Annotated in this window: 3 protein-coding genes; all 3 read right to left on the reverse strand. The window is 41.1% G+C overall.

The genetic code is table 11. From position 1 onward, the window contains the following. Nucleotides 1–257: 257 nt before the first annotated feature. The 3 genes from H4J73_RS02160 to H4J73_RS02170 all read right to left on the reverse strand — a co-directional run bounded on the left by H4J73_RS02160 (nucleotide 258) and on the right by H4J73_RS02170 (nucleotide 3,415). Entirely contained in the window at nucleotides 258–1,865 is a 1,608-nt protein-coding gene (locus tag H4J73_RS02160; RefSeq protein ID WP_310649632.1) for a GMC family oxidoreductase, read from the reverse strand. Between the two features lie 3 nt (nucleotides 1,866–1,868). Further along, complete coding sequence (locus H4J73_RS02165) at nucleotides 1,869–2,408, reverse strand: hypothetical protein (RefSeq protein ID WP_182188799.1); 540 nt, start codon at nucleotides 2,406–2,408, stop codon at nucleotides 1,869–1,871. A 131-nt stretch (nucleotides 2,409–2,539) separates the two neighbouring features. Then, nucleotides 2,540–3,415, reverse strand: coding sequence for a D-hexose-6-phosphate mutarotase (locus tag H4J73_RS02170; RefSeq protein WP_182188800.1), 876 nt, complete (start codon nucleotides 3,413–3,415; stop codon nucleotides 2,540–2,542). Between the last annotated feature and the right edge of the window lie 151 nt (nucleotides 3,416–3,566).

The following is a 3,566-nucleotide window of genomic DNA, read 5'->3' on the forward strand; positions in this document are numbered from 1 at the left end:
CATTCCCCAGAAAACAACACCGTCATCATGAACACAACACCGTCATCCTCAACACATCTCCGTCATCCTGAACACAACTCCGTCATCCTGAACACATCTCCGTCATCCTGCACTTGTTTCAGGATCTGTACTTCGAACCAAATAACAGATACTGAAATGAATTCAGCATGACGAAACTCGTGCAAATAATTATAATTCGGTCTATTTCCCATCATAAGTTTAGCTGTTTTATTGCCCTATTCCAGAAAATAAAGTGCTTAATTACTCTTCAATTTTTGGGCTAGTTTGGTTGCTTGTTTACACACTAAAGCATAAATAGAAAGCTGTGGATTAGTACCAATTGACGTAGGAAACACAGAGCCATCAAATACCCATAAATTGTCTAAATAATGGTATTTGCAGTCACTGTCGACTACGCATAATGCTTTGTTTTCACCCATAGCGAGTCCGCCCATAACGTGAGCACTTCCTACCAAGTTATTACTCACTTGATGCTCGAGTTGCTCAAAACCGACTTTAAAAGACTCAAAACTATCAAACCATTGGCCATGTTCGTGTGCTGGGCGTACTTTTTTTGCCCCCGCTGCAAACTGTATTTCAGCCATTGATAAGTAAGCGCGCTTTATGCCGTCAAATAAATAATCATTCATTGGATAATCTACAATCGGGCTACCATCATCAGAAAGGGTAATACTTGCTCCTTCGCTGTCCTCATCAAACCCATCACGCAACAACGCTAACATAGCGTGGGTATTGTTGAGCTTAGCCATATCATTTACATGGTTTTTACCGTGCCCCATTAACATGATTGATGACATAGCGGGATGTAATGGCGGCACTTCTAGTTTATAACTTAATGGCCCAGTAGCACCGTGTTGCCATTGAAAATGATCACTATAAATGCTTTGTGGCGCACCATAAAAGGGAGAGATTTCTTTATCAAATTGAGCAAAAGAAAAAACCGTTGGATGTAAAAAGGTTCTTTTACCAATACGGTTATTTGGATCAGGCGCATTAGAACGTAACATCAAGGCAGGACCATTAATAGCGCCGCCCGCGAGAATAATATAAGGGGCTTTCGCTATAATTTTTTTCGTCGTTTTTTGCTTATTATCATCAAGGGCAATACATTCTACACCCGTTATTTTTTTATCGGTGATAAGTAAGCGTTCCACTCGGGCTTGATAGAGCAAGGTAGCTCCGTGTTCAAGCGCATCAGGAATCGTTGTCACTAACATCGACTGTTTAGCGTTAGTTGGGCAGCCCATACCGCAATAACCTAGATTCCAACAGCCTTTGACATTGCGTGGAATAACTTTCCATGGAATATTGAGTTTTTCACAGCCCTCTTTTAATACCGCATTATTTTCATTAGCGCCTTGCCATGGCGCTATGCTTAAGCGTTTTTCCATTTGTGCGAACCATGGCACCATATCACGGGTGCTACAGCCTTTTACCTGGAAGGTTTTCTGCCAGTAATCAAGCGTTAATGGCGGTGTTCTAAAACTAGAGGTCCAATTGACAACCGTTGTTCCACCGACACAGCGACCTTGTAAAATACCAATGCCGCCATCTTTAGTGGCTCGTCCGGCACTTTCTTGATATAAATCAGCATACGCTTGTTGTTCATCCATTTTGAAATCACGAGTCGATTTTAATGGCCCCTCTTCTATCATCAAAACGTTTAAACCTGCTTGGGCTAATATTTCAGCGCTAGTACCACCACCAGCACCTGTACCAATGATTATAACGTCAGCAGTTATATGGTCTGTTTCAAGTTGATTAGCGTTTATAGTACGCTTAACGAGTGCTTTATTAGCAGCGTATGGATCACTAATACCACGAATTTCGGAGACTATTTTCACATTTTATTCCTGCGGTGGCACTATTTTAGGAGGGCCTGGATAACCCGCTTGTAAAAAATTTTCTGGTTGGATATACCAGCTCATCGTGATCAACTTACTTAAAGCCGCGTAACCGCTACGTTTTAATGAAAACATGCTTGTTTTCCAGCCTTGTAGAAAACTCTCGAGTTGCTCAGTTGATGCTAAAGCCCAATCACTAATAGGTGCGCCAGCGAGGTAACGCAATGTAAAAGAGGATAATAAATCAAACAGTTGTCGTAATTGCTTTTGGGAATGCTCATCTAAAGCGGCAATTTGTTTGTCAATAGCGGTTAATAACCGATGTTCGGCTTCTTTTTCTAATAAACCTGGGTAGTTAGCTGTTAACATGACCGGTGCAAGCACTAACAAGAATTCAGCATCAGCCACGTTAAGAAAATCAAAATCAGGTAAATCGTCCTCACTCAGTCTTGCTAGCGCAAAAGTAGATAAACTACTGCCAACGAACAAGACAGCACTGCCAAGCAAACTGACTTTAAAGAATTTCCTTCGACTTATATCCACAACGCCACCAAATTATAAAAGGTCACACCAACTGGTATTACCTGTTAATTATGATGAAAAGATAAAGGATAATAGCAACAAAGTCTAGAAGCTTATCTAGACGGACCTATTTTGATGCTTACGATTACCGGCTATGCCAATGATACGGTCTGACCTATCATCACAGTTTCATTTGCCTCAACGACATGTATGTTGGTATTTACCGCTTCTAAACACACAAATGCATTTTCAGCCCCGACATGAAGATCTTTCATTTTGTTGGCCAGTTCAGCGCCAGGATTCCATAAAACCCACTGCTGACAATTGGTTGACGAAACTTTAATGGTTCTTTGCCATTGCTTATCTTCGATTAAGCATGGTTGGTTAGTGTAATAAATACGATCGACTTCCCCACAGCAATTTTCTAAAGCAGCTAGCTGCTGTTCTTTACCCGTAACTTTGTCATCAAAGGGAAATTCAGCTAACGGCGCTATCTTGATATTTTCTGGCGTACTAACAGCAAAGTAACTGTGTAATGCCGCTGAGTACTCAAACGCCTTCGACGATAAGTTACTGATAAAGAGTCGTTGTTCAAATTGTTTAGAAAAAATTAACTGCTGTTTTAATTGATATTGATGAGGCCATAGCGGATGATCATTTAGCCCAGACAAGAACAAGGTCACGGTAACACTGTTTTTTTCAATGGTCACTTCATCAAACTGCCAATTCCGCTGACGAGCAAAGCCATGATTCCCTGCGGTTTCACCACTGGGCGCCTGATATGGACCAAACCAAGGCCAGCATAAAGGAATACCTCCACGAATGGCTGTTCCTTGCTCAAATATCGCATTTTCGCTTAACCAAAACACTGGTTGTTCATTAACTGGCTGCCACGCCAGCACTTGTCCACCATATAAACTTATTTTAGCGGTACCAGTATCATGGGTTATTTCCAACATGCTAATTTGTTTGGTAAGCGAGACTTGTTTAATTTGACCAAATTCATTTTCAGCAATAATAGATGTCATACAACCCCAAAGGTTTTCTATAAAGAAGTAAATGAATCATTATAGCGATAATACAAATAAGCGTCATCCTCAATACTACGCCGTCATCCTGAATACTACTCCGTCATCCTGAATACTACTCCGTCATCCTGAATACTACTCCGTCATCCTG

It is taken from the genome of Colwellia sp. MB3u-41 (assembly GCF_014076845.1).
Classification (GTDB): Bacteria; Pseudomonadota; Gammaproteobacteria; order Enterobacterales; family Alteromonadaceae; genus Colwellia_A.